This is a genomic window from Spirochaeta dissipatitropha (assembly GCF_054657935.1).
The window spans coordinates 234,022-258,703 of record NZ_BAAHXT010000001.1 but is presented as its reverse complement, the minus strand read 5'-3'; the positions used below and the strand labels follow the sequence as shown (position 1 = coordinate 258,703).

Annotated in this window: 23 protein-coding genes; 11 read left to right on the top strand and 12 right to left on the bottom strand. The window is 50.4% G+C overall.

Going from position 1 to position 24,682, the window contains the following annotated elements:
- The first annotated feature begins 17 nt into the window (after nucleotides 1-17).
- From ACYQ2L_RS01075 to ACYQ2L_RS01065, 3 genes are all read left to right on the top strand, one after another.
- A complete protein-coding gene (locus ACYQ2L_RS01075) occupies nucleotides 18-1,616 on the top strand; it encodes a glucose-6-phosphate isomerase (protein ID WP_460050133.1) in 1,599 nt (532 codons plus the stop codon).
- 106 nt (nucleotides 1,617-1,722) lie between these two features.
- Nucleotides 1,723-2,427, top strand: a complete 705-nt coding sequence (locus ACYQ2L_RS01070) for a hypothetical protein (RefSeq protein WP_460050131.1) — start codon at nucleotides 1,723-1,725, stop codon at nucleotides 2,425-2,427.
- A 96-nt stretch (nucleotides 2,428-2,523) separates the two neighbouring features.
- Nucleotides 2,524-3,684, top strand: coding sequence for an ROK family transcriptional regulator (locus ACYQ2L_RS01065; protein WP_460050129.1), 1,161 nt, complete (start codon nucleotides 2,524-2,526; stop codon nucleotides 3,682-3,684).
- Between the two features lie 57 nt (nucleotides 3,685-3,741).
- On the opposite strand, the gene ACYQ2L_RS01060 is transcribed toward ACYQ2L_RS01065, so the two are convergent.
- Complete coding sequence (locus ACYQ2L_RS01060; protein ID WP_460050127.1) at nucleotides 3,742-4,770, bottom strand: glycoside hydrolase family 16 protein; 1,029 nt, start codon at nucleotides 4,768-4,770, stop codon at nucleotides 3,742-3,744.
- A gap of 319 nt (nucleotides 4,771-5,089) precedes the next feature.
- Nucleotides 5,090-6,103, bottom strand: coding sequence for a glycoside hydrolase family 16 protein (locus ACYQ2L_RS01055; protein ID WP_460050125.1), 1,014 nt, complete (start codon nucleotides 6,101-6,103; stop codon nucleotides 5,090-5,092).
- A gap of 119 nt (nucleotides 6,104-6,222) precedes the next feature.
- Here ACYQ2L_RS01055 and ACYQ2L_RS01050 point away from each other — a divergent pair, with 119 nt between their 5' ends.
- Nucleotides 6,223-6,996: an AAC(3) family N-acetyltransferase gene (locus ACYQ2L_RS01050; protein WP_460050123.1), complete on the top strand. Its 774-nt coding sequence runs from the start codon at nucleotides 6,223-6,225 to the stop codon at nucleotides 6,994-6,996.
- Between the two features lie 38 nt (nucleotides 6,997-7,034).
- On the opposite strand, the gene ACYQ2L_RS01045 is transcribed toward ACYQ2L_RS01050, so the two are convergent.
- The 9 genes from ACYQ2L_RS01045 to ACYQ2L_RS01005 all read right to left on the bottom strand — a co-directional run bounded on the left by ACYQ2L_RS01045 (nucleotide 7,035) and on the right by ACYQ2L_RS01005 (nucleotide 16,520).
- Nucleotides 7,035-8,276: an ABC transporter permease gene (locus ACYQ2L_RS01045; RefSeq protein ID WP_460050121.1), complete on the bottom strand. Its 1,242-nt coding sequence runs from the start codon at nucleotides 8,274-8,276 to the stop codon at nucleotides 7,035-7,037.
- A complete protein-coding gene (locus tag ACYQ2L_RS01040) occupies nucleotides 8,269-9,513 on the bottom strand; it encodes an ABC transporter permease (protein ID WP_460050119.1) in 1,245 nt (414 codons plus the stop codon). Before ACYQ2L_RS01040 ends, ACYQ2L_RS01045 begins: the two co-directional genes overlap by 8 nt.
- Nucleotide 9,514: 1 nt before the next feature.
- On the bottom strand, nucleotides 9,515-10,192 hold the full coding sequence (locus ACYQ2L_RS01035; protein WP_460050117.1) for an ABC transporter ATP-binding protein: 678 nt from the start codon (nucleotides 10,190-10,192) through the stop codon (nucleotides 9,515-9,517).
- A gap of 8 nt (nucleotides 10,193-10,200) precedes the next feature.
- Complete coding sequence (locus ACYQ2L_RS01030) at nucleotides 10,201-11,352, bottom strand: hypothetical protein (protein ID WP_460050115.1); 1,152 nt, start codon at nucleotides 11,350-11,352, stop codon at nucleotides 10,201-10,203.
- Nucleotides 11,306-12,079 (bottom strand): outer membrane lipoprotein-sorting protein, encoded by a 774-nt coding sequence (locus ACYQ2L_RS01025; protein ID WP_460050113.1) that lies wholly within the window; start codon nucleotides 12,077-12,079, stop codon nucleotides 11,306-11,308. Before ACYQ2L_RS01025 ends, ACYQ2L_RS01030 begins: the two co-directional genes overlap by 47 nt.
- The gene (locus tag ACYQ2L_RS01020; protein ID WP_460050111.1) at nucleotides 12,076-12,381 is read right to left on the bottom strand and encodes a transcriptional regulator; all 306 of its coding nucleotides are present in this window, start codon (nucleotides 12,379-12,381) and stop codon (nucleotides 12,076-12,078) included. Before ACYQ2L_RS01020 ends, ACYQ2L_RS01025 begins: the two co-directional genes overlap by 4 nt.
- Nucleotides 12,374-12,985, bottom strand: coding sequence for a hypothetical protein (locus ACYQ2L_RS01015; protein ID WP_460050109.1), 612 nt, complete (start codon nucleotides 12,983-12,985; stop codon nucleotides 12,374-12,376). The genes ACYQ2L_RS01020 and ACYQ2L_RS01015 overlap by 8 nt, the downstream gene beginning before the upstream one ends.
- A gap of 107 nt (nucleotides 12,986-13,092) precedes the next feature.
- Nucleotides 13,093-14,073, bottom strand: a complete 981-nt coding sequence (locus ACYQ2L_RS01010) for an alpha/beta fold hydrolase (RefSeq protein WP_460050107.1) — start codon at nucleotides 14,071-14,073, stop codon at nucleotides 13,093-13,095.
- Nucleotides 14,074-14,099: 26 nt separating this feature from the next.
- Nucleotides 14,100-16,520: an ATP-binding protein gene (locus tag ACYQ2L_RS01005; RefSeq protein ID WP_460050105.1), complete on the bottom strand. Its 2,421-nt coding sequence runs from the start codon at nucleotides 16,518-16,520 to the stop codon at nucleotides 14,100-14,102.
- Between the two features lie 124 nt (nucleotides 16,521-16,644).
- On the opposite strand from ACYQ2L_RS01005, the gene ACYQ2L_RS01000 reads away from it, so the two are divergent.
- Genes ACYQ2L_RS01000 through ACYQ2L_RS00990 form a run of 3 tightly spaced genes read left to right on the top strand, consistent with a single transcriptional unit; the run spans nucleotide 16,645 to nucleotide 19,449 of the window.
- Nucleotides 16,645-17,919, top strand: a complete 1,275-nt coding sequence (locus tag ACYQ2L_RS01000; protein WP_460050103.1) for an AGE family epimerase/isomerase — start codon at nucleotides 16,645-16,647, stop codon at nucleotides 17,917-17,919.
- Nucleotides 17,920-17,961: 42 nt separating this feature from the next.
- Nucleotides 17,962-18,603: a GyrI-like domain-containing protein gene (locus ACYQ2L_RS00995; protein ID WP_460050101.1), complete on the top strand. Its 642-nt coding sequence runs from the start codon at nucleotides 17,962-17,964 to the stop codon at nucleotides 18,601-18,603.
- A gap of 36 nt (nucleotides 18,604-18,639) precedes the next feature.
- Nucleotides 18,640-19,449, top strand: a complete 810-nt coding sequence (locus ACYQ2L_RS00990; RefSeq protein WP_460050099.1) for a MerR family transcriptional regulator — start codon at nucleotides 18,640-18,642, stop codon at nucleotides 19,447-19,449.
- Here ACYQ2L_RS00990 and ACYQ2L_RS00985 read toward each other — a convergent pair.
- On the bottom strand, nucleotides 19,442-20,944 hold the full coding sequence (locus ACYQ2L_RS00985; protein ID WP_460050096.1) for a B12-binding domain-containing radical SAM protein: 1,503 nt from the start codon (nucleotides 20,942-20,944) through the stop codon (nucleotides 19,442-19,444). The two genes, ACYQ2L_RS00990 and ACYQ2L_RS00985, sit on opposite strands and share 8 nt — an antisense overlap.
- Before the next feature lie 172 nt (nucleotides 20,945-21,116).
- Between ACYQ2L_RS00985 and ACYQ2L_RS00980 the strand changes: the two genes are divergently transcribed.
- From ACYQ2L_RS00980 to ACYQ2L_RS00965, 4 genes are read left to right on the top strand one after another with little or no spacing between them, the layout of a single operon-like run.
- A complete protein-coding gene (locus ACYQ2L_RS00980) occupies nucleotides 21,117-21,554 on the top strand; it encodes a GntR family transcriptional regulator (protein ID WP_460050094.1) in 438 nt (145 codons plus the stop codon).
- 9 nt (nucleotides 21,555-21,563) lie between these two features.
- Entirely contained in the window at nucleotides 21,564-22,661 is a 1,098-nt protein-coding gene (locus tag ACYQ2L_RS00975; protein ID WP_460050092.1) for a slipin family protein, read from the top strand.
- Nucleotides 22,658-23,398 carry an ABC transporter ATP-binding protein gene (locus ACYQ2L_RS00970; RefSeq protein WP_460050090.1) on the top strand — a complete coding sequence of 247 codons (741 nt, stop codon included), beginning with the start codon at nucleotides 22,658-22,660 and terminating at the stop codon, nucleotides 23,396-23,398. Before ACYQ2L_RS00975 ends, ACYQ2L_RS00970 begins: the two co-directional genes overlap by 4 nt.
- Nucleotides 23,395-24,681 (top strand): ABC transporter permease, encoded by a 1,287-nt coding sequence (locus tag ACYQ2L_RS00965; protein ID WP_460050088.1) that lies wholly within the window; start codon nucleotides 23,395-23,397, stop codon nucleotides 24,679-24,681. Before ACYQ2L_RS00970 ends, ACYQ2L_RS00965 begins: the two co-directional genes overlap by 4 nt.
- The last annotated feature ends 1 nt before the right edge of the window (nucleotide 24,682 follow it).

Sequence of the window (24,682 nt, the reverse complement as noted above, 5' to 3'; positions counted from 1 at the left end):
TTTCAAGGAGTAACACTATGGAAGAACGAACCTACAGGAATCTTGACTCAACGGCTGCCTTCAAGGCCTTGCTCAAGGCCGGAAAGATACGGCTGCAGGACGTGCTGACTGCAGAGCGTGTACAGAAATATCAGGTAAATGCTGGCAGCGGGCTCGTATATAACTACGCAGCCAAGGCAGTAAGCGAAGAAATTCTCGATATCCTGCAGAAACTCAGTGAAGAACAGGAACTGATACCTAAATACTGGGACATTCTTGCTGGAGAGACAATGAATCCCGGTGAAAACCGGAAGGTACTGCACCACCTGACCCGCGGGCAGCTGGCGGCAGATGTAGTACATAACGAAAAAAACCTGCGTAGCTTCTACAGCGAACAGCAGCAGCGCATTGCCGATTTCTCGCAGAAGGTACATGCCGGAGAGATTATTGGATCCACTGGCAAAGCCTTCGATACAGTCGTTCAGGTCGGAATTGGCGGATCAGATCTTGGCCCGCGTGCGATGTACCTGGCCCTCGAGACATTGATGAAGCAGGATGCAGCCTACAAGGGCGGAAACAGGATGCGAGCTGAGTTCATTTCTAATGTGGACCCGGATGACGCTATTGCAGTACTGTCCCGTATTGATCCGGAGTCAACGCTGTTCATTCTGGTGAGCAAGAGCGGAACCACCCAGGAAACCCTGACAAATGAGGCTTTTGTGATCGATGCACTTTCGAAATCACCAGCTCAGGGACTGAAACCCCGCAAGCATATGATCTGCGTAACCAGCGAAACCAGTCCCCTGGCCGCATCCGATGAATATCTGGATTCCTTCTTTATTGATGATTTTATCGGCGGCCGCTACAGCTCCACCAGTGCCGTTGGCGGGGCTCTTCTGAGCCTTGCATTTGGACCAGAGGTCTTTGATGAATTCCTTGCAGGAGCTTCAGAAGCAGATACCGCAGCCCTCGAACCTGATATCCGCAAGAACGCTGCCCTCCTCGATGCTATGATTGGTGTCTACGAGCGGAATGTTATGGAATTTCCGGCGACAGCTGTTCTGCCATACAGTCAGGCACTCTCCCGCTTTCCTGCACATCTGCAGCAGCTGGACATGGAGAGCAACGGGAAACAGGTCAATCGGGACGGTCAATCGATCGCATATGCTACCGGTCCAGTGATCTTCGGTGAACCAGGCACCAATGGTCAGCACAGCTTTTACCAGCTGCTGCATCAGGGAACCGATATCGTTCCGCTGCAGTTTATCGGGTTTATAAAAAACCAGGGCGGCAGAGATCTCGACTTTGACGGATCCAGCAGCCAGGCAAAACTGAACGCCAACCTTGCGGCACAAATTGCTGCCTACGCCCTGGGTCAGAGCAGCGACAATCCAAATAAAAACTTCCCCGGCGAAAGACCCAGCAGTCTTCTGCTGGCAGAAAAGCTCAGCCCCCGGGTTCTCGGCGCTCTTCTGGCTCATTTCGAGAACAAGGTTATGTTCCAGGGCCTGACATGGAATCTGAACAGCTTTGACCAGGAAGGCGTACAGCTCGGAAAGGTCCTCACCAAACAGGTCCTGGGCGGTAGCGGAATGCACCCGGCACTGAAGGCATTTGCTGAACTGCTGAAAATCTGATCCTGATTTCTGTCTTCGGGCAAATTACCACAGCCTTCTGCAGAAAAACTGCAGAAGGCTTTTACGTAAAGGGACACATTTCAGCTTCGCTGGTGTATAAATAAGCATGAAGAGATTACTTTTTAGCGCCTGTGCTGTTTTGCTTATATTCAGTGCATGTTCAACCGTGCCGCTTGATCGAAGCCAGTTCGAGGCTGTAAGTCTCCGCAGAATCAACATCAGCTTCAATCCCCCTGAAGCCGAGTCCAACCCCAGGGGTGAAATCGGCATGCTCATAATGATTGCACAGTCCATTGCAGAGACGCAGATCGAACAGGAAAAGTTTGACAAGGATGCCGTGGAGATTCTCGGACAGGCCATTCAGGATGTAACAATTGAATCTCTCATTTACGACTTTGATATACCACTTGTAGATTACGAATCTGCCAGTGCTCGATCTTTCCCGGGGAGAAAGGGCAAATGGAGACACGATCGATCACTCCGTTACCCTGTGGGCAGTGCAGCTGAAATTCCCGATCTGTTCATAGATATTGAACTCAGCTACTCCCGGACCGGAGGACATAACATCGGTGTCCAGGAAATCGACATGCAGGTACGTCGGGTATATCCCCGGGTCAAAATTTCTGTTGAGATGAAATCGACCGACGGCACAACCATCTGGAAGGATTCTACCAGCTACAGAAGCAGCACTTCAATAGCACATGGCAGCGTCAACCTGTTCGGAGTCTCTGTGTTACAGGAATACCAGGATGACAGCGATTTCCTGGACTTCTACCATCAGGCACTGCAGAAACTCAGAATGAAATCATAGAAATTGCCCTATGGATATGAAAAGAAAAATACATTAACCTACATCCTGAAATACTAAAACCGCCAGAAAACAGAAACACAGGGGCAGGTCAGGATTATGGATAAAAAAGGTGATGTACTTTCTCTTAACACCAGCATGGTTATGCGTGACATATGGATGTCCAGGACAACTACCCAGACGGATCTTGCCCGTAATCTGAATCTGAATCCTTCGACCGTTTCCCGCATTATTGCACGACTGGAAGACACCGGCCTGATTCAATCCCGAAGCATGGATTCTGCAAGCACAAGTGTAGGCAGACGGCCAAAAGCACTCAGCTTGAATACCAGCTTCGGCTACATACTCGGCATAGAAATTCAGCCTGATACATTTCATGCCGTAGGCATAGATCTTAACGGTACAATCCTGTTCAGGATTTCTGATGTACTTCCAGCGCAGACCGATGTACCAGAAGCATTTACCCTGGTACTGAAACTGCTTCAGCAGGAGTGCAGCAAGCAGAAAAGCCCTCTAATCGGAATTTCACTCGGCCTGCCTGGACTGATTGACCCCTACAATGGAATTATTCAACGATCCAATCCTCTGGATATTTTTGAACCACTTGATTTTGTTTCTCTGGTCAGAAAACACATAGATCTTCCGATTTTTATAGAGAATGACGCCAACTGCTGCTGCTGGGGAGAACTGGCCCTGGCGGGCTTCCAGCGGTCACAGAACATGGTCTATGTCCTGGGCGAATTCAGACACCCGCGCAAGGATAAACTTGATGATGTAACACTGGCCGTCGGCATCGGAATAGTAATCAATGGTAGTGTTTATCATGGCTCTCATTATGCATCCGGAGAGTTCCAGAGTATTCTCTGGAAAGAAAAAAACAGCTCGCAGTTTTCCTTCTCCGATGACGAAATCAGAAATGCCCTTGCAAACCGGAATGCCAGGAAGGGGATAATCCAGGAGCTTGCAAGACACATTGGCTATACAGCGAATATACTCGATGTCTCGCATATCTATATCGGTGGAAACATAGTGGAGGAGAAAGACATAATAGAGCCGATGTTCCTCGAAGAAATCAACCGTAACAATTCCTATGATTATCCGGTTCAAAGCAGAATTGAATTCAGTCAAATGGGTGAATATGCCGTTGCGCATGGTGCCGCCGCAATGTTCCTTGAACACCTGTTCGCAATTCCAAGCGATGAAAGAAACTCTCCGAAGACCTATCTTGGCGTGAACCTTCTCAAACAGATACACAGATGAACGAAAACCCCGCAGTTTTCACTGCGGGGCGTGTTGGTTCTATGTACCTTATCCGCCTCAGCGGTTCGGGCCGCGTCCGCTTGGAGGTCCACCAGAGCCGCCGTCATCGGAGCCATCATCTCCGTCATCGCCGCTTCCGTCGTCACCACCGTCATCACCGCCATTGTCACCGCTGCCATCACCAAGCTGATATACACGAATGTAGTCAATTTCCATCTCAGCCGGGAAATAATCAGCATTGTCTGCCGGATCTCCATCAAAGAATCCACCTACAGCCAGATTCACAAGCAGGTGAAAGGGCTGATCAAAGGGGGCAGGAAAATCGCCGCCAGTGCTGTGCCAGTTAGTGGCAGTAAAGTAATTGATTCCGTTTATGTACCAGCGAATTTCACCTGGTTCCCACTCAAGCGCAAAATCGTTGAACTCGGTAATTGTACCGACATTCCGGCCGCGCCAGGTGTAGGATCCTGATGAGTAGGTATTATTTGGCCATTCACCACCATAGTGGATTGCACCGGTAACCTGGTTTGTTCTGCTGCCGCGAGCTTCCATAATGTCGATCTCGCCTGAAGCCGCCCATCCACCGTATTTACCGCTGGCATGTCCACCATCGTATTCAGGCAGCATCCACAGTGCCGGCCAGAGACCTTCACCTGCAGGAAGCTTCATTCGAGCTTCGAATCTGCCGTACTTGAATGACTGCAATCCGCGGGTAACCAGACGTGCACTTGTGTACTCACCTTCTCCCAGATCGTCTGATCGATCTTCCTTGATAGCACGGATGACAAGCTTGTTATCCCGTATGAATACATTCTGTGATTCATTGGTATAGTACTGCAGCTCACCGTTTCCCCATCCGGGAATCCCGACTGCACTGCCGTCACCAAGATCGAAATCCCAGTTATTCAGATCAAGCGAATTCTGATTAAACTCATCCTGCCAGACCAGCTGCCATTCGGAACCAGCGCTGCGTCCAGTGACATCCAGTGATCCTGTAGCCTCCTGTGTATCTACAAATGAACAGCCTGCAAACACAATCAGCAAAGCTGCTAAAATACCTAACGATAATCTGAAACGAAATCTCATAAATCCTCCTGAAGATTTGTAAATGTTTTTACATTCTCACACGGTTTATTTCAGGCGTCAAGCAATTAATTAAAAAATGTAGTGGCTCTCAATAGTCGTCAGAAAACATCACAAAGAAATGACGTTAATTTGTTTCCCAGTAGAAACTTAGACAGTATCAATTGTGTATTTGCATTGGGATTGAAAAAAACCGATGTAACTATCTGTAGATAAAGAATTTAGAAAAGACCTTTGTGACGTTTTCTGACCACTGAGAAAGAGCCCCACAGATTCAACTGCAGGGCTCATGGCGTTCAGACTATTGCAAGAAGCTCAGGATTTACCTGTTCGGTCCCCGGCCGCTGGGAGGTCCACCAGGAGATGATCCGCCCCCGTCATCACCGTCATCACCGTTGTCACCGTCATCTCCGCCGTTGTCATCACCATTCGAGCGCTGATATACGCGGATATAATCAACCTCAACTTCAGCAGGGAAATAATCAGCATTGTCCGGAGGATCACCGTCAAAATGACCTCCGACTGCAAGATTCACCAGCAGATGGAAGGGCTGGTCAAAAGGTGCCGGGTAATCACCGCCGGTGCTATGCCATCGGTTAGCAGTAAAGAACAGATTGCCATTCACGTACCAGCGCATTTCTGTTGGTTCCCATTCGAAGGCATAATCGTTGAAGTTTGTTATGGAACCGGTATTTCTTCCTCTCCAGCTGTATGAGCCGGAACTATAGGTATTATCTGGCCATTCACCGCCATAATGTATGGCTGCAGTAACCTGATTTGTCCGGCTACCTCTGGCTTCCAGAATATCAATCTCTCCTGATGCAGCCCAACCACCGTACTTACCGCTGGCATGTGCACCTTCCCACTCAGGCAGCATCCAGATTGCGGGCCAGAGGCCCTTTCCTTCGGGCAGCTTCGCTCTTGCTTCAATACGGCCATACAGGAATGACTGTTTGCCTCGGGTTACAATCCGGGCACTCGTATACTCTCCTTCGCCGAGGCTATCGGATCTATCTTCCTTGATAGCACGTATTACAAGTTTGTTGTCTCGTATGAACACATTCTGGGACTCATTGGTGTAATACTGCAGCTCATTATTTCCCCATCCGGGAATTCCGACTGCACTACCGTCACCTAGATCAAAATCCCAGTTATTCAGGTTGAGAGAGCCCTGATTAAACTCATCCTGCCAAACCAGCTCCCATTCGGAGCCAGTGCTGCGTGCAGCTGCATCAGCGACATCCGCGTCTGTCGGCATATCGAGATATGCACAGCCCGCCAATGCAATCAGCAGCATTACCAAAATACCTGACGATATTCGAAATCGAACCTTCATATACCCTCCTATACCCATACAATTTACTTATATTTTCCACCCGTTTATTGCATGCGTCAAGCAATTTTTTGCTATTGCGATTTCTTTGACCATACATTAATAAGCGGATACAATCAGTCATGCACACGACAAAAACTCTGAGCACTCAGCTCCATGAGCTGGGAATAACTGCGACCGATACTGTACTCGTTCATTCATCATTGAAGTCAATCGGGGAAGTTACGGGCGGGCCCGAATCCATTTTCGACGCGCTGACACAGCATCTCTCTGATGGGCTGCTCGTGTTCCCTACTCATACATGGAAACAGATCCCGGAAGAAAAAACGCTGTACGATCCGGAAACAGAGCCATCGTGTGTCGGCGCACTGAGCGATTTATTCCGCAATCGACCTGGAGCACAGCGCAGCCTGCACCCAACCCATTCGGTAGCCGCAATCGGCAGAGATGCAGAGTCCTTTATTTCAGGTGAAGAGTTCTCGGAGACCCCCTGCCCGAGGAGTGGATGCTGGGGAAAACTGATTGATTACCAGGCAAAGCTGCTCTTCATCGGTTGCAGCATGCGACCCAACACCACAATTCATATGCTCGAAGAGGTAATGGATATTCCGGATCGTCTCACCGACGAATACACCAGCATGCAGATTCTACTTCCCGGCGGAAAAACCATGGAGCGTCCCATGAGACGGCATCACAGTTCAGGCGGAGATGTATCACAGAATTACAGCAAAATGCGTGAGCCATTGCTGGAAAGGGGCATCGCTGTGCAGGGCTTCTTCGGCGATGCAGAAACCTATGCTGTCCGTGTCCCTGAGATGGCAGAACTCATTTGCCGGCTGCTGGAGATAGACCCTCAGCTTTTCCTGGATGACAGACCGGTGCCACAGTTCTCCTGATCCCGCGCCAGCTGTCCCGGAGCCGAGCAGAAGCGGGGCTATACAGCCCCGCTTCTCATCGTTTCTACAACATTGAGCCTCGCTGCACGGCGTATTGGAATCAAGGTTCCGAGCACTGCGGCAGCAACACCAATCCCCAGAGAAATCAGGTAGTCAGGAATACGGTAATCCCCGTAAAATCTGTCACCGAATGGAATCGGTAGATCCGGTGGCATAAATTGAGCAATATCGAATCCGACAAACTGCACATAGGCTGCAAAACTCCCCCCTATCAGCAGAGCCACCACTGAGGACAGCAATGCTATTACCGCCCCCTCGGTCAGGAGCAATGCCGAAAGCTCACGGCGCTTCATGCCTATGGCCCTCATTGTACCGATCTCGCGGTTTCGCTCGCGCACGGTCATGGACATAGAATTGAGAATACCAAGAATTATCAGCAGAAACAGAATTCCAATCAGCATGCTGAATGCCCCGATATCTGCTTCAACAGCTGCAACCATGCTCCGGGCAAAACGCTGCCATCGATACGCTTCCATATCCGGGGATAGCTCATTATTGAGCATGGCCGCAAATCTTTGAGGATTCAGACCATCTTCAAGCCTGAGCGCCATGTGTGTTACAGAATTATCCATACGAAGCAGCTGGCTGGTTTCCTGAAGATCACTTAGAACCAGATAGCGGTCAAACAGGGGATATCCGGTTGAAAAAACTCCTGCCACAGTCATGGTCGTCGTATTCGGCGCTGCATGGCGATCCCGAACCCGGATAAACACAGTATCACCAGTCTGTACACCAAGCAGCTCAGCAGCAGTCCTGCCGATCAGGACTCCCGTTTCCGCGCCCTCGGACTCCATAAAATCCCGTATCCGGGTAATATCGAATTCATGGTCAAAATCGATTCCCCTCCCGCGCATCGGCATGTACTCACGGCCGTTTCCAAGCTCAAGATCATAGTGAATACGCCCCGAGACTGCAGAGACACCACTCCGCCGCGATAATTCCGAACGAACAGTCCGATAGTCATCAATAACAAGATCCAGCGGCATCCGGCGCTCTTCATCAAGGTAATCCCGATGCAGCAGCTGTACATGCCCCGTATCCAGATTAATCATTCCACTATACAAGGTGCTGAAATATCCGCGCATCCACCCCAGAGACGCCAGCATGATCGACATACCAAGCCCCAGGGCGATGACATTGAGAATCGTACGCCTGGGATTGCGGAGGATATTCCTGAAGGCAACCTGTATCATATCAATGCAGAAAATCAATTTAGTCATAACGCAAGGCCTCCATAATTGAAAGACGGCTGCCCACCAGCGCAGCATAGAGGGATGCAGCAAGTGCAATAATGATACCACCGGATGCATTCATGAGACTGTTAAACGCTGAATAGCCGAAGTAGAAATCACTGCTGCCCATGCCCAATGCATCCGAGATACCGCCCATGGGAATACCATTGACGGAAAAATACAGCACTACAGGAATGCCGAGCACAAGACCAAGCAGGCTGCCGGATGCCCCGAGAATCAAACCCTCGGTCATAATCATTCCGATCAAGCCTTTACGTTTCAGCCCGATTGCACGCATTGTGCCGAATTCCCGCGTTCGATCAAACACATTCATGAGAATGGCGTTGGTAATTACAGTAGCCACGATGATCACAACAAAGAGATTCATGAATATAACAAAAAAGTCCATCATCTCGATCAGACTGACCAGCCCCTCATTGACCTCGATATAACTACGGATTTCCAGGCTTTTCGAAGCCTCTCCAAGTCTCCCGGGAAGCCCGGTAGCGATGTCGGCAGCACTGTCCGGATTTCGGAGTAACACCCGAATTTCCATTGTCTGATTCTCGAGATACAGAAGATCCTCAGCATCATTATGCTGAATCAGGAAATGATTCTCGTCAAAATCCTGTGATGCTGTACTGAACACACCCCCAGGCTCGAATGCAAGATAAAATGGACTGCCGGTACTATCCTCTACCACCAGCAATATTTCTGCACTGCCCAGCAGTTGATCGTCCTCACTGGAATACGAAATCCCGAGAAGCTCGGCTATCGCGCTGGAGATCAACACAGTTCCAGCATCAGGTGGGAAACTACCCGTAATCATACCATTGCGGACACTCTCATAGAGTCCGGTATCCGGATGCAGTCCAAGGCCAGCCATAGCAATATTTCTGTCCCCTGTCTGCAGCAGCGAGCCAAAACTCATTACCGCTTCGGCATTCAGCACCTCAGGCATAGCACGAAGCTCTTCAAGAATTTGACGGTAGTCATCTATGCTGAAATCCAGTGAGAAAGGATTCAGGCTGCTTTTCCTGCCCTCAGCTGAAAGCAGAACATGCCCGCTTTCCTGACTGAGATTCCGGTAGAAATTCTCACGGATTCCATAAAACATTCCTGCTACAACTTCCATTACCAGCACCGAAACCATAACTGCAAAAAGAATCAGCAGGCTCCGTTTCCGATGCTTCACCAGGGTATGTGCAGCCATTTTTATAAACATATTACTGCCCCCCGACTATTATTCCGTCTTTCAACTGGATAATGCGGCTGGCGTATTGGGTCACCTCAGGGTTGTGGGTAGAAAAGAGAAAACTCACACCTTCCTCACGGTTCAGGCGCAGCATCGCTTCTACAATATCACGTCCCGTCTCACTATCCAGATTTGCAGTAGGTTCATCTGCAATTACCAGTCTGGGGTCGTTGACCAGCGCACGTGCAATAGCTACCCGCTGCCGCTGCCCCCCCGACAATTCCTCGGGCCGATGATTCCGATGGTTTTCCAGGCCCACAAGCTCCATCAGCCGGTCGACTTTTCTTCTGCGCTCCAGCTTCGGTACGCGTGCCAGTAACAGCGGGAATTCAATATTCTCGGCAGTGTTCAACACGGGAATCAGATTAAAAGACTGAAAAATAAAGCCGATTGAATTCAGGCGCTTTTCAGCTTCCTGATCATCGTTCAAATCAGCTACGTTCTCACCGTCAAGATAGACTTCACCAGAAGTAGGGGCGTCGATGCAGCCGATAAGATTCAACATGGTAGATTTTCCACAGCCTGATGGCCCCATGACTGCCAGAAACTCCCCGGATTCAATCTCCAGATCAATGTTCTTCAGGGCATGAATAACCGTCTTGCCCAGATAATAATCCTTGTGTACCGATTTCAGTTCCACCAATGCCATAAAGCCTCCTAATAATATACCCGTGTTCCAAACCAGGCAGTCTGATATTTCCACCAGTCCGACACAGAATCCGATCCAAAATCGGAAGCAGCCATAATTCCAGCCGTAAATTCCAGGGAATCGTAAGGAATCACAGTTACCGAAGAAAAACTCATTGCCCGCTGCATTTCTTTCGTCAGGATCAGAGCCTGCTCAAATGAGAAACGCTGATCGTAGTCATAAGCAGCCTGAACGAACACCAGCTGATTTCCGGAATCCGCCGGCGGAGCGCTTGTATAGACATAGTCCAGTACAGCACTGAGTCCATGCAAGCCAATATAATGCTGCCAGTTCAGTCCACCGCTCAGCGCATATCCTGCCTGCGAACCATCCAGGACCGATACGCCGGAAGACCAGAGGCTCTCAACTGCTGCGCCTTCCTGAAGCAGGCCGTTCATTCCGGAATCCTCACCGATCAACTCAGCAGCAGCTTCCGCATGCAGCACAAGGGGACCAAGCGAATAACTAAGCCCGGCTGAGGGTCGCAGAAGTTTCCCGGGCTGATACAGGGCAGAAAGATGGGACTCAACACCCCCGACATAGCCATTCAGGCGAAGCCCCCAACGAAAGTCCGATGAAGGAAAAGCTGTATCAGCCCTCAGAATTCCAGTCAGACTCCAGTCAGGTGAAAAAGTCCATGTTACAGCAGCTCCATCAAACCATGATTTCCCGACAGAGACATGCAAAGCGTTCGAGGGCTCAAACACATAGCCGAAGCTCCATGGGGCAGAAATCCTTCCCAAGCGAAGAGTGAGTGGATCCAGAGCCCATAGATAGACCGAGAGCTGCTGAAGTTCATGAACCGCAGCACCTGGCATAGGACCGGTACTGGCAAAACTGTGCCGGACTGCAAACTCACCCCACTCATACAGTATCCGGTGGTCTGCACGCATCATCAGGAAAGGAATCAGAATGTCACCTTCAATATTGCCCGGGGCTCCTGCCAGACTGTGCTCCGAAATATGTACAAGTCCGAAATCAAAATCAGCCTGAAGACTGTAGTCACTGGCCGCAGCAGCCGGCACACACGCTACTGTCAAACAGAACAGCAGAATCAACACACCTCGGGTGAGATCAGCGGGTGAGATGTTGCTGGGTAAAAATGCGGTCAGGTAGTGCATTATCAGCCTCCAGTTCAAGGATCTGGACAATCGAGCGCTTGCCCTCTTCTTCCAGTGAGATCATTTCCATGCGGAGCGGGCGCTTCCTGCCGGCTATTTCCTGAATATCAGAAAAATGCATTTCCTTGATCTTCATCCCGGCCCGTACGAAATACTGCATGCTGATTGGCAGATTCGACTCCACTTCTACATGCGCAATTACCCTTCCGTAAGCAGCCGCATCGTGGCGCGGCAGCATTTCCACTATGTAATAATTGATCTCTCCGAGTTCCGGGTGATTCATACTCCCGCGTCCGCTGACTGAGGCCCTGTAGTCTTCGGTGTACATTGATTCACCGATGTCCCGGTTTGAAAAAACGCTTCCCTGAAAGGAATCCCTGCCGGAAAGCCGGATAGCATTGCGGGAATTACTGCGGGGGACGAACATCCACAGGGAATCTTCCCGCTGCAGGAACCTTGTCCCGCGTGAACGCGCAGGAGCCTCAATTTCCATATAGCTCCCGGTTCCACGCCGGTACCAGACCGACAGTTCCATGGGACGTTCCCGGCCATTGGATTCAATGGTGTTCATCTCCATACGCATGCGGTAGCTTTCTGGAAACAGAGCCTGCTCCATTTCCTGAAGCAGTGCATCACCAGCTGGATAAACCGTGCTCTCTGCACCAGCCTGCGAACCGACGCCTGCCAGGAGCAGCACTACAGTCAGTATCAACATTTGATTTTTCATTTTTCCTCCCCGTTACGGATAACTTCCCTCAGGAAATCCAGATACGCCAGAAATTCACCAGCACCGAAATCGGTCAGGCAATAAACTGTCTGTACGGTCAAACCAGCCGCTTCCTTGCTCTTGCTCGCATACCCGGCCTGTATCAGTTTTTCCAGGTGTGTGTATAAAGCTCCGTCAGACAGAGCAAGCTGTTCCTTGAGTACATTGAAGGTCATCTTCTCCTCGCGATACAGCAAAGTCAGCAATGAAAGACGAGTTTTCTCGAAAAACACATTGTCGAATCTTGTGTAGAGTTCAGCCATGGCGTCGCTTCATTACCCTTCCGGTATGAATTCCAGCCACAATAAAGGCGGCAGATACCATCAAAGCGCTGGCTATATATAGTGATTCAGAATCTGCAAGTCCCAGTGCCCGCAGAAGCATCAGGATGAGTCCCGCAGCCAGCAGCACATAGGACTCAATGAACAATGCCTTGAAGGTAAAGATTCCGAGCAGGAAAAAACAGATCGATAACAACAGCAGCAGTTCGGCAGAAATATCAACGCCGCGGAGAGCGAGCGAAAATGCTATTCCGCAGGCAGCGAAGACCACCCCCATAAAAGAAGACAGGAGCTTGATATGGCTCGACGTCAGAAAGGCACGCTCATTGCGCCGCAGATACTGCAGCCAACCGAAGGACTCACACAAGCCCCCCAGTAAAATTGCCGCCGTCCAGATCCTCAGGGCAACCTGCTGCGCCCCCCAGCCATTGCTCACCGCCAGCAAGCTTGCCCCAAGGCCAAGCAGCATTACCACGGCCCAGGAAAAGAATGACCAGGGAGGAAGCAGAACCCTGTCCTCCCGCTCCTCGAGTATACCCTTGATTGTCTGCACATCCCGCAAATAGTCGTGCTTTTTTTCTGACATATATCCCCCTGAACACGGCACAGCCAGAGCGGCCAGCTGTGGATATCACGTTACTTTGCATTACAAAGTAACTTTAGAACACAAAGCTGGAGCTGTCAAGAAGATATCTACAAATCGATAAAAAACCGGAATATGCTGTCATTGTGCCGGGGGAGGCCCTCATGCCCGAAGTCCGGGTAGATTGCCAGCTCCTTCTCGCCGGGAATGCGGTTATAGGCAGCAAACTGGGTCGAGGGTGGGCATATCTGATCGGCAAGACCAATCCCCATGAAGGTTTTGGCCTGGATACGGTCGGCAAGATGCTGAATGTCTATGTAGCCGAGGTTACGGAAGACTTCCTGCTCTCGCAGATGCATGGGATCATGATGTCGAAAGAATTCCCGCAGGCCATTGTAGGCGTGCAGGGCAAGGTCCATTTCCCATACCCGCTGGTAATCAGACAGATAGGGGTATACCGGTGCGATTTTCCTGATATCCGGATCAAGGGCGGCACAGGCAATGGTCAAACCACCGCCCTGGCTCCACCCTGTCGCTCCAATCCGCCGGGAATCGACCTCTGGCAGACTTTTTACTATTCGGGAAAGCTGCAGGGTATCAAGGTACATATGCCGGTACAGTAGCTTTTCAGGCTGTCCCTGCAGTGCCGATTCCAGGCCCCGGATAATGTGCCCATGAAGACTTGTTCCCTGTCTGACTCCGGGATCGTCAGTCATCCCACCCTGTCCGCGGCAATCCATGGCGGCAACGGTAAAACCGGCAGCGACATAGGGCAGCATGCCTGTCCAGTCACCGGAATCCATAGTAAAACCATGAAACATCAACAGGGCCGGGCCGCCGGATCCCGCAGCAGCTTTCTTTGGTCTGAGCAGCTTGGCATGTATCCTTGCTGAATCCGTACCATTAAAATACAGATGATCACATCGGGCAAAACTGCAGGTAAAATCGGCAGGCATAATTTCGGGGTCCGATTTAACAGCATCAAGCTCAGCAACAGAACGGGCCCAGAATCCCTCGAAATCATCAGGCCGGGGATTTCGTCCCTGATACCCGTACATTTCTTCCAGAGACAGATCAAAACTCAATGGCATATATTTCTCCTTGCAAAGTCCAGTAACTATGTAGCCAGAAATCGATCGAGTATATCCCTGATCCGTGCCTGATTGATCGGCTTGGCCAGATAATCATCGACTCCTGCAGCAAAACATTGTTCCATCTTTTCAATATTGGCACCAGCGGTCAAGGCAATAAGCGGAACATGCCCACCCGAGAATCTCTCGAATTCACGTATTTCCCTGACTGCCTCAAGCCCATCCTTCAGCGGCATGTGTATGTCCATGAATACTATATCCGGACGTGACTCCTGAAACATCTGCACCGCCTCCTGCCCGTTCCCGGCTTCAAGAATTACGGCATCGGGAAGAAAGGCTTCAAGCATGGCTTTCAGCATGAGCAGATTCATTGAAACATCATCAGCAATGAGAATAGCCAATCCGTCCCTATGATGTCGCGAAACCTTCGGTGCATGGTCTGCCGGCTGACCTGTCTTTGCCTGGCTCGTCCTGACAGCAATCCTGAAAGAAAACGTACTGCCTTTGCCAGGTGAACTTTCCAGCTCTATTCTGGATCCCATTTTCTGTACCAGTAGAGAAGAAATACTCAAACCGAGGCCGGTGCCGCCGAATTTCCGTGTAGTAGAACTATCTGCCTGCGAGAAAGGATTGAACAATATACGCCCCTGCTCCCGGGAAATTCCGATTCCGGTATCCCGGATAGAGAAATGCAGTTCTCCATAATCTTCCTCCAGCGACCGATACCTGACTTTGAGTTCCACTGTACCTGAATCAGTAAACTTCACAGCATTTCCAAGCAGATTGACCAGGACCTGCTTGAGCCGCACTGAATCCACCAACACAATTTCCGGTATCTCAGACTCAACAGACATAACAAGATCGAGTTTCTTCTGACTTGCTGTATAGTCCAGCATTTCAACGCAGCTTTCAAGCAGAGTCCGGATTTCGGTCTCATGCTCTTCCAGGTCAAGCATGCCTGCTTCAATTTTGGAAAAATCAAGAATGTCATTCACTATATCCAGCAGAGCCTGGGCTGATTCATTTACATTGTAAACATAACGCTGCTGCTGTGCTGAAAGCTCTGTTTCACGGAGGAGATCGCTGAAGCCGATCACACCATTAAGAGGAGTCCGTATCTCGTGACTCATGCTGGCAAGGAAAAGGCTCTTGGCGCTGCTTGCCGCCTCTGCCATTTCTTTTTTTACAATAGATGCGGCATATCGTCTGGCGAGCAGCAGCGCCTGCATAAATACAAAAAGAATAAATCCATAGGATGCAAGATAACCGGTTGATATATGCTGCTGGAAAAATAGAATGTCATTGAGCACAAACAGGGCATAGATTCCAAATGTACCAAGAAACAATCGCGCATTTTCACGTCTGCGATACACCGAAACTGAAAGACATACCAGGCAGGATAGAACAGCCAGCAAAATAAACATACTGTAATGGCTGGTATACAGGGTAAAGACAGCAGGAGGTGTCAGAATAATTACCGCAGCATACAGGAAGCTGCCCCCAGCAAAAAAACATATTGCCGGTCGGGGCATATCTTCACCATACTGGGACTCGGTGAAAAACAGAAACAGAGGCACCGCTGAGACTATCGAGAGGTACGCAATCCGTACATGCAGCGCCCAATCAATTCCTGGGAAAAACAGCATGATCACATGTTCTCCGGTCACCAGAGCCCGGAGCGCCATTGCCAGACAGAAGCCAGCGAAGAAAACTGCACTTTTTGCCTTACGCCGCAGCAGAAAAATAGCGCCGTAGTACAATGAAATAATGAACAGACTGCCGAAAGAAAACATCTTTCCTGCAATTCCTGACTCCCGTAATCTGCGGATTTCTTCCACCGATCCGATATACGGGACCATTCCAGGTCCACCTCGGGCATGACTGAAATTGCTGATGTGGACGACAATCTCATTGCTCCCGGGAGATAGAGGGAGAACGGCAAAACGGGGTGACCAGGAAGGCGCATAGTTACCCGGTTCTGTACCAGGTCTTCCTGCGGAGACTATACTTCTGCCATTCAGGAAAATTTCATGAGCTGATTCCCAGGCAGGCACAAGCAAACCAAGTGTTCCAGCTTCTGCCATATCGGTCTGGATCTGCAAACGATAGCTTGCAATTCCGTCGCCAGGCAGGGCTTCCCCCATGTAACTGCGCCCTTTCCAGCTGGAAGGAACGGGAATAAGGATCGATTCACCTCGCCATTCATCAGAATCTGAAGTCTGAGGCATGACATGGCGTCCATAGATGAACTCCCAGTTTCCGTATAAAGGTATTGCAGGCAGGGTCTGAATATCTATAGCTCGCAGATCAAGCACAGAATCATTTATAGAGGGCAGGAGTCCGGTTTCTGAAACGGGTCTCACGCTGCAGGAAAACAGCACTGCTGCACACATGAGGAGAAATGCGAGATACGTTGATCTAAGACCCCACCGGACAATTAACCCCATTCTTCCTTACCCACTCCCATATCATACCGTCAATACAAAACAGTGTAATCAATTCTATGATATTAATCTGCTTTTATGGGTTAAATTCCCTGAACAATGCAGGACAATGCTACAATATACAGTCATGGAAGCAGATAAAAAACAGCAGCAGAATCTGACAAAACATGCCGCGAACTACCAGAAACAACTCTACAGCAATACCCTGCCGTTCTGGCTGAAGCACGGAATGGACAGTGAACACGGCGGAATTATTACCGGACTCGGGAGGCGTGGAGAGCTTCTTGAAAGCGACAAGTCAGTGTGGTTTCAGGGGCGTGCTGGCTGGACCTTCGCGACTGCCTACAGATTACAGGTAGATAAGGATCCTGAGCTGCTGAAAGCCGCTGCCTCTGTTATCGATTTCAGTGATCGCCATTGTTACGACAGGGACGGCGATGGCCGTATGTACTTCCGGGTCACGCGGCAGGGTCGTCCGCTGATTAAGCGCAGATATTTCTTCAGCGAATGTTTTGCAGCTATAGCAAAATCTGCCTATGGATCGGCAAGCGGAAGCACAGAATCTCTGGACCAGGCCTTCAGGCTTTTCGAGAGTCTTCAGCATTTTCAGGACGACCCTGCCATGCAGAATCCAAAAGTGGAACCGCGAACCCGCCCGTCTATCGGACTGGCATTACCGATGATAGAAATCAACATTGCCCAGGAACTGCGGGAATCAGCACTGAATCTTGAGGGTCCCGCCAGTCAGCGGGTTCACGAATGCAGCCGCTTTATCCGCGACCGGATCGAATTAATCGAAAAGAACTTTATAAAGGAAGATCTGTGCTGCGTGCTCGAACAGACAGGCCCGAACGGAGAATTCCAGTCAGATCATTTTGAAGGTCGATTGGTGAACCCTGGACACAGCATAGAGCTGGCCTGGTTTATTCTGCGAGAAGCTGATTTTCATAACGACCCGGCATTAGGGCAAACCGGCTGCAGAATTCTCGACTGGATGCTGGAGTCAGGCTGGGACAATGAGTATGGAGGCTTGTACTATTTCCTGGACGCACAAGGAAAACCGCCCTTCGAATACTGGCATAACATGAAGTTCTGGTGGCCACATAATGAGGCTGTAATCGCCTGCCTCTATGCCACCCTGCTGAACGAGGGGGCCGGGAGACAACACTATTTGAAGTGGTTTGAGCGTATTCACGATTGGAACGAAGCTCATTTCCCTGACCGGGAATCCGGCGAATGGTTCGGCTACCTGAACCGTGACGGTAGCGTATCCACCGAACTGAAAGGGAACATGTTCAAGGGGCCATTCCACCTTCCCCGGATGCAGATGTATGCCTGGCAGTTGCTGCAGCGATTAATTACCCAAAATAATCAGAGCTTTTTGCATAATAATCAGAAATAAAATCCTTGACCCTGCCCCGGGGGCGGACCTGATACTCAGGATATGAAACACGAATGGAGAAAACACGAAAAAGGCTTATACCTGCCAACATCTTCACCTGAATTGATTACCGTACCCGGGTTCAATTTCCTGACTATCGAGGGCGAGGGAAACCCGAACAGTGCTCACTTTGAATATTGTGTACAAGCCCTGTATACATGCTCTTATGCGGTAAAAATGCGCTCAAAAAAAGAAACAGGAAGCAGCGGCTACCGGGATTACACGGTCTACCCTCTGGAAGGTATCTGGAGCATAGCCAGGCCGGAAGAGTTTGATGTCAACGCAGCGATTGACAAGTCGAATCTGAAATACACGATAATGATACGGCAAGCAGATTTTCTGTCCGCTGAGTTCATCGAATCTATTCTCGATGATGTCCGCAGGAAAAAGAAAACAACCATGACAGAATCAGTTCAATTTACAAGTATAGAGGACGGACTCTGCATTCAAATGCTTCATACCGGCAGCTATGACAACGAGCCGGAAAGCTTCAGAAAAATGTCAGACTTTGCCGGGAAGCAGAGCCTCAGACGCCGGTCACTGGATCATCGGGAAATATATTTGAATGATGCCCGCAAAACTCCTGCTCAGAAACTGAAAACCGTATTGCGGATGTTCATAGAAGAGCAGAAACAACAGGACTAAATACAAGCAGCTTCTGTTATGCACTATACTATGTCCATGCTGACAATCAGTGCATTTTCACGGGTAAGCAGTCTGAGCATTAAAGCCCTCAGAATATATCATGAAGAGGGCATACTGATTCCCGAGCGGATCGATGCCGAGACCGGCTACCGCTACTATGGGGATGAGTCCACACTGCGCGCTGGAATTATCCGCCGGCTTCGGGACATGAATTTCTCTCTTGCAGATATCAAGGAGATTTTCGGAACCTGCAGCGATGACGAGGAGCTGATCGAGCAGCTGAAGGCCAAGCAGCAGGAGATCAGGAATCAGGCAAGGAAATATATGGCTCTGGATGCCAGCATTCAAAGCATACTATCGGCCAACAGCATGTACAGGGAGGAATCAGCCATGAGTGAAGCAATCGAGGTTCAAAAAAAGGAAATTGCAGAAAAAACTATCTGCAGCATTCGTTTCAAGGGAGCATATAACGAAATCGGGACACATTTCGGCAGTTTATACCGACAGATTGGCAGATACGCTAGTGGTAAACCCTTTGCACTGTACCATGATGATGATTACAAGGAGAGCGATGCTGACATTGAGGCTTGTGTAGAAGTCCGCAAAGCCGTCAGCAAAGAGGGCATCGATTGCCGGGTGCTGCCTGGAGGTACTGCTGCAAGCATACTGCACCATGGACCGTATGAGGAGCTTGGTCGTTCCTACAAGAAGCTCTTTGATTTCTGTAATGAGCACGGACACAACAAGCTGCTGCCGAGCCGGGAAATCTATATCAGAGGGCCGGGAATGATTTTTCCCCGCAACCCGAAACGCTTTGTTACCGAAATTCAGTTCATGATCAGGTGATTTCTGCCGCGGAATATTCATCGAGAAGCCGCCCGAGTTCAGCAGCATCGATTCCCCATGTTCTGTCAAAATGACGGAAAAGATATCTGCTGAGTTCCAGAAAGCGGTAGAATGCCCTGGCACCGACGGGAATTAGATTTTGAACCTGTCGGGGATAGCGGCCCCTGTTCACCACCAGCTCCCAGAATTTGGCAGCGGCCTTCAGATCGTTCATGAGTTCCCGGGAGATTACTCCGGTTTCCAGTATTTCGTAAGGTGGATCGGGGCTGTAGACCATGCCGTACTCTGCATCATGACGATGCAGAGTGGTACCGGGCAGGGCCTTGAGCACACCAAGTTGAATCTCACCGGGCTGCATTTCCCACAAGCGGTCAAACCCGGCTGCAAAACTCGCGAGATCTTCTCCGGGTAAGCCGATTATGAGATCGGCATGCAGCACAGCCTCTGTTTCACGGCTCAGGAAGGCCAGATTATCCAGCGTTCGCTGCTGATCCTGACGTCGGTTAATGCGGGCTGCAACATCATTATTGAAAGTCTGAATACCGATCTCCAGCCGCAGGCTGCCTGCCGGGAACTGCTGGATAATCTCCCGCAGTTCATGCGGCATGCGGTCCGGAACAACCTCAAACTGCACATAGGCCCCAGGCTGATCCTGCCTGGAAAACAATTCGAGAAAAAACTGTAAGGTCCGCCTGGCTCTGGCGATATCTATATTGAATGTGCGGTCGATCAGCTTGAAGTAGCGCCCCCCGCGCTCATACATATCCCGCACTGAATCCAGCACCGGCTCAAGAGGAAATGTGCGTACCCTCCCCTGCACACTGGAAAGACAGAATTCGCATGAAAAGGGACAGCCCCGGCTGGTCTCAACATAAATAAGCCGATTCTTCAGATCGCTGTCACTCAGGAGACTGTAGGGAAGACTTATATTCTTCAGATCTGGGGGACCTGCTTCAATGACCTGGAGGGACCTGCCGGCCTCGCCGGCCTCACCGACCCAGCCAGGCCCACTCGCTGCTAAATACTCCCGGCAGAGCTCCGTGAAGGATAGTTCTGCCTCACCCCGAATAAGCACATCGGCATTCACAAACAATTCATGGCTCTCATCCAGGTAGCTGGCCTCGGGTCCGCCGACTACCATCAGAACATCCGGAAGCTCCTTGCGAATCAATTCCATAAGCTCCTGGCTCTCCCGGTGATTCCAGATACTGACCGAGATGCCGATAATCCGAGGCTTCAGCGAAGTTGCCGCAGCCGCCAGATTGAGGACTCCCGAGCGTCGGGTACCCTCAAGAATTCCAGCCCTGCCCTGCAGCTCACCCAGGTTGGCAAGCAGATAGCGTAGACCTATATGTGCATGAATGTAGCCAGCGTTCACGCTGAGCAGGAGAATATCAGGATCATTTATGTTTCCGCAGGCTGGAATGCCGCGATACTGCAGTTCCGGGCTATTCACTGAAGTAGTTACTGAGGTAGTCATGGATAGGGTAGACAATCAATTTCCTCCTCCTGAGCATTTTGCAGAATTACATCTGCTTGAGCATTCACAGGATAATAAACTACCACATTAAGCCTGAATGTCAATTTTCCTGTCAGCCCGAAAATATTTCCCTTGCACATCCATACAAGAAGGTATATTGTACTATTTGTACTGTATATGTAGTACAATGATACAAGAAAATATCATCGAGCAGAATGACCAGAATAAGGAGGATGGATTGGCAGACAAAATTCGTTTTTCCATCGATCACAGCAGCGGGGTCCCCTATTACAAGCAGGTGATCCTGCAGGTAGAGCTCGCGATTGCTGACCGACGACTCAAGAAGGGCGATCAGCTGCCGACTGTTCGCAGTCTGGCTGTTGATCTGCAGATCAACCCGAACACTGTGGCGAAGGCCTACAGTCAGCTGGAAATCAGGGGGATTGTTAATACCCAGCAAGGAACCGGCACCTTTATTTCAGAACGCGATGTTCTGCTCTCGGATATCGAACGCGAGCGGATACTGACCGAGATCTGTCAGAACACCTTGAGTCAGGCCAGTGCCTACGGCTTCCAGACCGAAGAAATCATTGCACAGCTGCGCGAGATGGCAGCTAATCTGTAAGGAGGAACCATGCAGTTCATGGAACAGTTTTCAATCAGGAATACAACCAGCAGGATCAAGAACCAGCCCAGGCGGCGGCTGCAGACTGACTTCCGTTTTTCAACCTTTTCACTGCTGCTTATGGCGATTATTGCCGCAGCGGCAGCGGGAATCGGTCAGCTGAGCGGTACAATCAGTCCTGAAGAGCTTGAGGGCATTACCTACGGGCTTATTGCCGCAGCTATTATTCTCCTGATTCTACCAACCTGGGGCATGCTGGTAATCTCACTACTGGCAGCGGCGGCGGCGCTCTTCTATACATCCGAGAGCTACTCGCCACTGGCGCACGCGGTACCGGTTCTGGCTCTGGTCCCGGCCGCAATGCTGCAGATGCTGGATCACTGGGACAAGGCAGTAATCCTGCGTTTCGGCAGATTCAGAAAGATCCGTGGTGCCGGCCTTTTCACGCTCCTGCCCTTCGCCGACCGCATTGCAGCCAGGGTTGATACCCGTATCCGGGTCACTGATTTCTCGGCAGAGCGCACCCTGAGCCGTGACAATGTTCCGGTTCACATTGATGCAGTCTGTTTCTGGATGATCTGGGACAGCCAGAAGGCAATCCTCGAGGTGGAGAACTTCCTTGAAGCCGTTACCGTATCCGCACAGACTGCCCTGCGCGATGCCATCGGCACCCACGATTTGAGCACCCTGCTTTCGGAACGCGATCGAATCGGCCTCGACTTGCAGAAACAACTGGATGCCAAAACTGATCCCTGGGGGATTACCGTACTTTCAGTTGAGTTCACCGACATAATTATCCCCAAGGAACTGGAAGACGCCATGAGCAAGAAGGCACAGGCTGACCGTGAACACCAAGCGCGGATAATCCTTGGAGACACCGAAATCGAACTGGCAGAGAAAATGCAGCGGGCAGCGCAATACTATGCAAACAACCCCGAGGCCTTCCAGCTACGGGCAATGAACATGGTCTACGACGGTCTGCGCCAGAGCAAGGGATCCATGGTGCTAGTTCCGTCTTCAGCTGCAGAACAGATGAATCTCGGCAGTCCGCTGGGAATGGTCGCCTTGCAGAAACACCAGAATCCAACTGCGGGGGGAACAAAATGATCCGAATCCAGAATGTCCACAAGAAATATATAGACGGCGACACCGAAGTCCATGCCCTGCGTGGCGTTTCCCTGGAGATTGCAGCCGGGGAGTTTATCTCGATTGCCGGCCCTTCGGGATCCGGAAAAACAACCCTGCTGAATCTGATCGGCTGCATAGATGAACTGGACAGCGGAGAAATATTTATTGAGGAAACGCCTCTTTCACTGCTTCCGGCCAAGGCATTGACCGAGATCAGACGTGAAAAAATCGGCTTTGTGTTTCAGAGTTTCAATCTGATTCCGGTTCTCACGGCCTTCGAAAACGTCTCCCTGACACTTTCACTGCTTGAGATTCCTGCCCCGGAAATCCGTGAGCGGACCATGAACCTGCTCAAGGAAGTAGGTCTGGAGGGCATGGAACATCGCCGTCCGGCAAAACTTTCCGGAGGACAGCAGCAGCGGGTAGCCGTTGCGCGCGCCCTGGCCAAGGATCCGCTGATCGTACTGGCTGACGAGCCAACAGCAAACCTGGACTCTGAAACAGGAGAATCAATCCTGAAGCTCATGAAAGATATCAACCTGAGCCGAGGAACTACTTTTATCTTCTCAACCCATGATCCAATGGTCATGGAATATGCGAACCGGCTGTGCAGACTACATGACGGGCTGATAGAGAGTGACAGTTTGTCCGGAAACAATGCACATATCCATACTGCTGCTGTGGCTGCAGGCGGAACTACAGGCCAGCGATCATGAATAAAAAACCGGCACGGAAACATAAGGCTCCTGTGCGGTTCTTCTTTGCCATGGCAATGAGGAATCTCGCCAGGCATACACGACGCAGCATAATAACTGCAATAGCAATCGGCGCCGGGGTAGCTATGTTTATCGCCCTGAGTTCCATAATGTCGGGATTTGCAGGCGATTCGAACCGGAATCTTCAGCTCTATGAACTCAGCAGCGCTGGTATTTTTGCCCGGGGATATTATGAAACCATGGACAGCTACCGGCTTGAACGGCTTGTCGAGGATGCCAATATTCTGCTCGAGGAACTTGAAGATGCTGGTTTCCAGGCAGCAGCCAGAACCAGCTTCCGCGGTGAACTCATTGTCCACTACGATCCCTTCCCTGAAGACGGGTCTATCCCGATGGTATTCACCGGAGTTGATCCTGTGCGGGATCCGCAAGTTTTTCTGCTCGCAGACAACATGCTACAGGGAAGATTTCTGGAAGGTGATGAAGAATTGATTATGGGCCGTTGGCTGGCTGAACGACTTGGCGCCGAGACAGGATACACCGTCAATGTGAGCACCCGTACCCGTGACGGCTACCGGCAGCTTCTGGACATGGAAATTGTCGGAATTTATGAAACACCAAACCCAATAGTCGACCGGAATATGGTGTTCATTCCCCTGGCTACTGCTGACGAATACCTGGAAATGCGGGGCGCAGTTACAGCAGTCCATGTAAAACTCCCGACCATGTTTGCCGGGCCTGAGGATACAGAAGCGATACGCACTATTACCACCCGGGTCAATGGGGATCAGCTTGAAGTCCTGAGCTTTGCAGAAATGAACCGTGAAATGGATGAGATGATGGGAATGGCAGACGCCTACACCGGCCTTTTCTCATTCCTGCTGGCGATCATTGCGATTGTGGGAGTCTCCAACACCATGCTCATGTCTGTGCTCGAACGGCAAAAGGAAATCGGCATGCTTCGTTCTCTGGGATTCCGCACCTCAGATATCCGCGATATGTTCGCCTTTGAAGCAGCCGGAATCGGAATTATAGGAGCCGTATTCGGACTGATTCTTGGTACCCTGCTCCAGCTTTTTCTCGTGAATGTCGGACTGGACTATGGTTTCCTTCTTGACGAGATCGATTTAGGATACCGGATGTCCAGCATTCTCTATGGCGAGTGGAACATTCCCTTAATGTTCATCGCTGCAGGAACGGCCATCGTCATTGCCGGACTTGTTTCCTGGCTTCCAACCCGGAAAATCCTGAAAAAGAACATTACAGAATGCATGCGCCAGTAAG

What these genes read in the sequence shown, in the direction of transcription:
- ACYQ2L_RS01075 (WP_460050133.1), top strand. Translation starts at nt 18, where the DNA reads ATGGAAGAACGAACCTACAGGAATCTTGACTCAACGGCTGCCTTCAAG.
- ACYQ2L_RS01070 (WP_460050131.1), top strand. Translation starts at nt 1,723, where the DNA reads ATGAAGAGATTACTTTTTAGCGCCTGTGCTGTTTTGCTTATATTCAGT.
- ACYQ2L_RS01065 (WP_460050129.1), top strand. Translation starts at nt 2,524, where the DNA reads ATGGATAAAAAAGGTGATGTACTTTCTCTTAACACCAGCATGGTTATG.
- ACYQ2L_RS01060 (WP_460050127.1), bottom strand. Translation starts at nt 4,770, where the DNA reads ATGAGATTTCGTTTCAGATTATCGTTAGGTATTTTAGCAGCTTTGCTG.
- ACYQ2L_RS01055 (WP_460050125.1), bottom strand. Translation starts at nt 6,103, where the DNA reads ATGAAGGTTCGATTTCGAATATCGTCAGGTATTTTGGTAATGCTGCTG.
- ACYQ2L_RS01050 (WP_460050123.1), top strand. Translation starts at nt 6,223, where the DNA reads ATGCACACGACAAAAACTCTGAGCACTCAGCTCCATGAGCTGGGAATA.
- ACYQ2L_RS01045 (WP_460050121.1), bottom strand. Translation starts at nt 8,276, where the DNA reads ATGACTAAATTGATTTTCTGCATTGATATGATACAGGTTGCCTTCAGG.
- ACYQ2L_RS01040 (WP_460050119.1), bottom strand. Translation starts at nt 9,513, where the DNA reads ATGTTTATAAAAATGGCTGCACATACCCTGGTGAAGCATCGGAAACGG.
- ACYQ2L_RS01035 (WP_460050117.1), bottom strand. Translation starts at nt 10,192, where the DNA reads ATGGCATTGGTGGAACTGAAATCGGTACACAAGGATTATTATCTGGGC.
- ACYQ2L_RS01030 (WP_460050115.1), bottom strand. Translation starts at nt 11,352, where the DNA reads ATGCACTACCTGACCGCATTTTTACCCAGCAACATCTCACCCGCTGAT.
- ACYQ2L_RS01025 (WP_460050113.1), bottom strand. Translation starts at nt 12,079, where the DNA reads ATGAAAAATCAAATGTTGATACTGACTGTAGTGCTGCTCCTGGCAGGC.
- ACYQ2L_RS01020 (WP_460050111.1), bottom strand. Translation starts at nt 12,381, where the DNA reads ATGGCTGAACTCTACACAAGATTCGACAATGTGTTTTTCGAGAAAACT.
- ACYQ2L_RS01015 (WP_460050109.1), bottom strand. Translation starts at nt 12,985, where the DNA reads ATGTCAGAAAAAAAGCACGACTATTTGCGGGATGTGCAGACAATCAAG.
- ACYQ2L_RS01010 (WP_460050107.1), bottom strand. Translation starts at nt 14,073, where the DNA reads ATGCCATTGAGTTTTGATCTGTCTCTGGAAGAAATGTACGGGTATCAG.
- ACYQ2L_RS01005 (WP_460050105.1), bottom strand. Translation starts at nt 16,520, where the DNA reads ATGGGGTTAATTGTCCGGTGGGGTCTTAGATCAACGTATCTCGCATTT.
- ACYQ2L_RS01000 (WP_460050103.1), top strand. Translation starts at nt 16,645, where the DNA reads ATGGAAGCAGATAAAAAACAGCAGCAGAATCTGACAAAACATGCCGCG.
- ACYQ2L_RS00995 (WP_460050101.1), top strand. Translation starts at nt 17,962, where the DNA reads ATGAAACACGAATGGAGAAAACACGAAAAAGGCTTATACCTGCCAACA.
- ACYQ2L_RS00990 (WP_460050099.1), top strand. Translation starts at nt 18,640, where the DNA reads ATGCTGACAATCAGTGCATTTTCACGGGTAAGCAGTCTGAGCATTAAA.
- ACYQ2L_RS00980 (WP_460050094.1), top strand. Translation starts at nt 21,117, where the DNA reads ATGATACAAGAAAATATCATCGAGCAGAATGACCAGAATAAGGAGGAT.
- ACYQ2L_RS00975 (WP_460050092.1), top strand. Translation starts at nt 21,564, where the DNA reads ATGCAGTTCATGGAACAGTTTTCAATCAGGAATACAACCAGCAGGATC.
- ACYQ2L_RS00970 (WP_460050090.1), top strand. Translation starts at nt 22,658, where the DNA reads ATGATCCGAATCCAGAATGTCCACAAGAAATATATAGACGGCGACACC.
- ACYQ2L_RS00965 (WP_460050088.1), top strand. Translation starts at nt 23,395, where the DNA reads ATGAATAAAAAACCGGCACGGAAACATAAGGCTCCTGTGCGGTTCTTC.